3 protein-coding genes are annotated in these 3,221 nt (G+C 66.8%); 1 reads left to right on the plus strand and 2 read right to left on the minus strand.

Annotation, left to right across the window (positions count from 1 at the left end; genetic code table 11):
• Positions 1-171: 171 nt before the first annotated feature.
• Complete coding sequence (tmk, locus tag ACE3UY_RS00855) at positions 172-825, plus strand: dTMP kinase (RefSeq protein WP_374685666.1); 654 nt, start codon at positions 172-174, stop codon at positions 823-825.
• A 45-nt stretch (positions 826-870) separates the two neighbouring features.
• Here the strand turns inward: tmk and ACE3UY_RS00860 are convergent, their stop codons facing one another.
• Together ACE3UY_RS00860 and sdhA are read right to left on the minus strand one after the other, a co-directional pair.
• Entirely contained in the window at positions 871-1,593 is a 723-nt protein-coding gene (locus ACE3UY_RS00860) for a succinate dehydrogenase iron-sulfur subunit (protein ID WP_374685667.1), read from the minus strand.
• A 10-nt stretch (positions 1,594-1,603) separates the two neighbouring features.
• Positions 1,604-3,221: succinate dehydrogenase flavoprotein subunit (sdhA, locus tag ACE3UY_RS00865; RefSeq protein ID WP_374685668.1), on the minus strand; the 1,618-nt coding region annotated here is incomplete at its 5' end.

Here is a 3,221-nt window from a genome sequence, read left to right on the forward strand (position 1 = left end):
ACGGCCGCGAGCCTTACCGGCACGTCCGCGTCTTTAATACGGCTCGCAACGAGTAGTAGCACAAGCATGCAGGGGAGCGGAGGTGCGGGGGAGCAGGGGAGAAAGAGCCGGCAGGCCGGCGCTTCTTTCACCCCCGCTCCCCCGCCCCCCTGCTCCCCTGCTCTGTAACCCATGTTCATCACCCTGGAAGGCCCCGAAGGCGCGGGCAAGAGCAGCCAGATCCGGCCGCTGGCCTCTTTTCTGCGGGAGCGCGGCTACGACGTGCTTCTGACCCGCGAGCCGGGCGGCACGTCCATCGGCGACCAGATTCGCGCGGTGCTCCACGACACGGCCAACACGGCCATGAACCCCACGACCGAGGTGCTGCTCTACGCCGCCTCGCGCGCCCAGCACGTGGCCGAACGCATTCGCCCGGCGCTGGCCGCCGGGCGAATCGTGCTGTGCGACCGGTACGCTGACAGCACGATGGCCTATCAGGGGTATGGGCGGGGGCTAGACCTGGACGATCTGCGCAGGCTAACAGCCTACGCTACCGGGGGGTTGACGCCTGACCTGACCCTGCTGCTGGACATCGACGCCGCCCGCGGCCTGGCCCGGCGGCGCGTCGAAGGGGAGGAGATGAACCGCCTCGACCTGGAAGCGCTGGCCTTCCACCAGCGCGTGCGGGCCGGCTATCACGCCCTCATGGCTGCCGACCCCGCTCGCTGGCGTCTCATCGACGCCGACCGCCCGCCGGAGATTGTGCAAGCCGAGGTGCGGCAGGTCGTGCTGGAGCGGCTGGCCGCAAGAAGAGAATCCGCAGATTACGCAGATTTCGCAGATTAAGGAAGAAAATCTGCCAAATCTGCGTAATCTACGGATTCTTCCTTCTTAAACCTTACCGGCGGTGATAGCCATTTTGACTTCGGCGATAGCCTCCGTGACCTTGATCTCCCGCGGGCAGGCGTTGGTGCAGTTGAAGATCGTCCGGCAGCGCCAGACGCCGAACGTGTCGGCCATGACCTCCAGCCGGTCGTTGAAGCCCTCGTCGCGCGAGTCAAAGATGAAGCGGTGGGCCTGGACGATGGCCGCCGGCCCCACGTAGCGCCCGTCGGCCCAGAAGCTGGGGCAGGAAGTTGTGCAGGCGGCGCACAGGATGCACTTCGTCGTGTCGTCGAACCGCTCCCGGTCGGCCGGCGATTGCAGGCGCTCCCGCCCGTCGGCCGGCACGGGTTGGTCGCTGATCAGGAAGGGCATGACCGAGCGGTAGTGGTCGAAGAACGGCTCCATGTCCACGATCAGGTCTTTCTCCACCGGCAGCCCCAGGATGGGTTCGACCTGAATCTTGATCGTCTCCCCCTTGCCGCCCAACTCCTTGACCAGCGTCTTGCAGGCCAGGGCGTTGGCCCCGTTGATACGCATGGCGTCGGAGCCGCAGACGCCGTGGGCGCACGAGCGGCGCAGGGTCAGCGTGCCGTCCTGCTCCCACTTCACGCGGTGCAGCAAGTCGAGCACGGTGTCCGTCCGCAGCACGTCGTTCAGCGTGTATTCGCCCCACCAGGGCTTCTTGTCGGTTTCCGGGTTGAAGCGCCGGATTCGCAGCTTGGCTTGCATCGTGTGCCTCCTAGTAGACGCGCTTCTTCGGTTCGTAGCGGCCGAGCACGACCGGCTTGTAGTCCAGCGAGTACGCCCCCTTCTCGTCGCGGGCGCAGAGCGAGTGCTTCAGCCATACCTCGTCGTTGCGCTCGGGGAAGTCGTCGCGGGCGTGGCCGCCGCGGCTCTCCTGGCGGGCGCAGGCCGACAGCGCCGTCACCTCGGCCAGTTCCAGCAGGCAGCCCAGTTCCCACGCCTCCAGCAGGTCGGTGTTGTACTGGCGGCCCTTGTCGTCGATCTGGAGTTGGGTGTCGTACTCGTGGCGCAACTGGCGCAAGTCCTCCACCGCCTTACTCATCGATTCCTCGGTGCGGAACACGCCGACGTTCTCGGTCATCGTCTGCTGCATGCGGCGGCGCAGCGTGTGCGGCTTGACCCCGCCGGAGCCATTGCGGATGCGCTCCAGTTCGCCGTAGACCGCGCGGCCGGTGTCGGTCGCCAGCCGGCCGCCTTCGGCCCCTTGGCAGTACTCGACGATGTGGCGGCCGGCCCGCCGGCCGAACACCACCAGGTCGACCAGCGAGTTCGTGCCCAGCCGGTTCGCGCCGTGGACGGAGACGCAGGCGCACTCCCCGGCGGCGTAGAGGCCGTTCAGCACCCGCTTCTCCGCGCCCAGGATGACCCGGCCGTCCAGGTCGGTGGGGATGCCGCCCATGGCGTAGTGGGCCGTGGGCTGGATGGGCATGGGTTCCTCCACCGGGTCGATGCCCAGGTAGGTGCGCGTGAAGTCGGCGATGTCGGGCAGCTTCGACTCGATGTAGTGGCGGTCGATGCGCCGCGTCTCGCCCGCCTCGGCCAGATACTTGTTGACCGTCTCCGGCGTCACGTCCAGGTGAACGTAGTTCTGGCCGTTGACGCCCCGGCCGGCCTGAATCTCCAGGAAGATGGCCCGGCTGACCACGTCGCGGCTGGCGAGGTCTTTGATCGATGGGGCGTAGCGCTCCATAAAGCGCTCCCCCTTGCCGTTCAGCAGGATGCCGCCCTCGCCGCGCACGCCCTCGGTGATGAGGATGCCCAGCTTGTAGATGCCAGTCGGATGGAACTGGAAGAACTCCATGTCCTCCAGCGGCACGCCGTTGCGCAGGCAGATGGCCGTGCCGTCGCCGGTCAGGGAGTGGGCATTGGAGGTCACTTCCCAGCAGCGCCCCCAACCGCCCGTGGCGAAGAGGACGGCCTTGCTGTGGAAGACGTGCAGCTCGCCGGTGGCGATCTCGTAGGCGATGACGCCGCGCACCGTGTCGCCCATGCGGATCAGGTCAACGACGTGAAACTCGTCGAAGAAGTTGACCCGGTTCTTGATGCACTGCTGGTAGAGCGTTTGCAGGATCATGTGGCCGGTGCGGTCGGCGGCGTGACAGGCGCGCATGACCGGCTTGCCCGTCTCGTTGTTGGTGTGGCCGCCAAAGCGGCGCTGGGAGATGCGGCCGTTGGGCAGGCGGTCGAACGGCAGCCCCATGTGCTCCAACTCGATGACCGTGTCGATGGCCTCCTTGCACAGCACGTCCACGGCATCCTGGTCGGCCAGGTAGTCGGAACCCTTCACGGTGTCGTAGGCGTGCCACTCCCAGTGATCCTCTTCCAGATTGCCC

This window comes from Promineifilum sp. (SeqCode) (assembly GCF_041918635.1).
Lineage (GTDB): Bacteria > Chloroflexota > Anaerolineae > Promineifilales > Promineifilaceae > Promineifilum.

Coding starts and splice junctions, on each gene's coding strand:
- tmk (WP_374685666.1), top strand. CDS start 172: ATGTTCATCACCCTGGAAGGCCCCGAAGGCGCGGGCAAGAGCAGCCAG.
- ACE3UY_RS00860 (WP_374685667.1), bottom strand. CDS start 1,593: ATGCAAGCCAAGCTGCGAATCCGGCGCTTCAACCCGGAAACCGACAAG.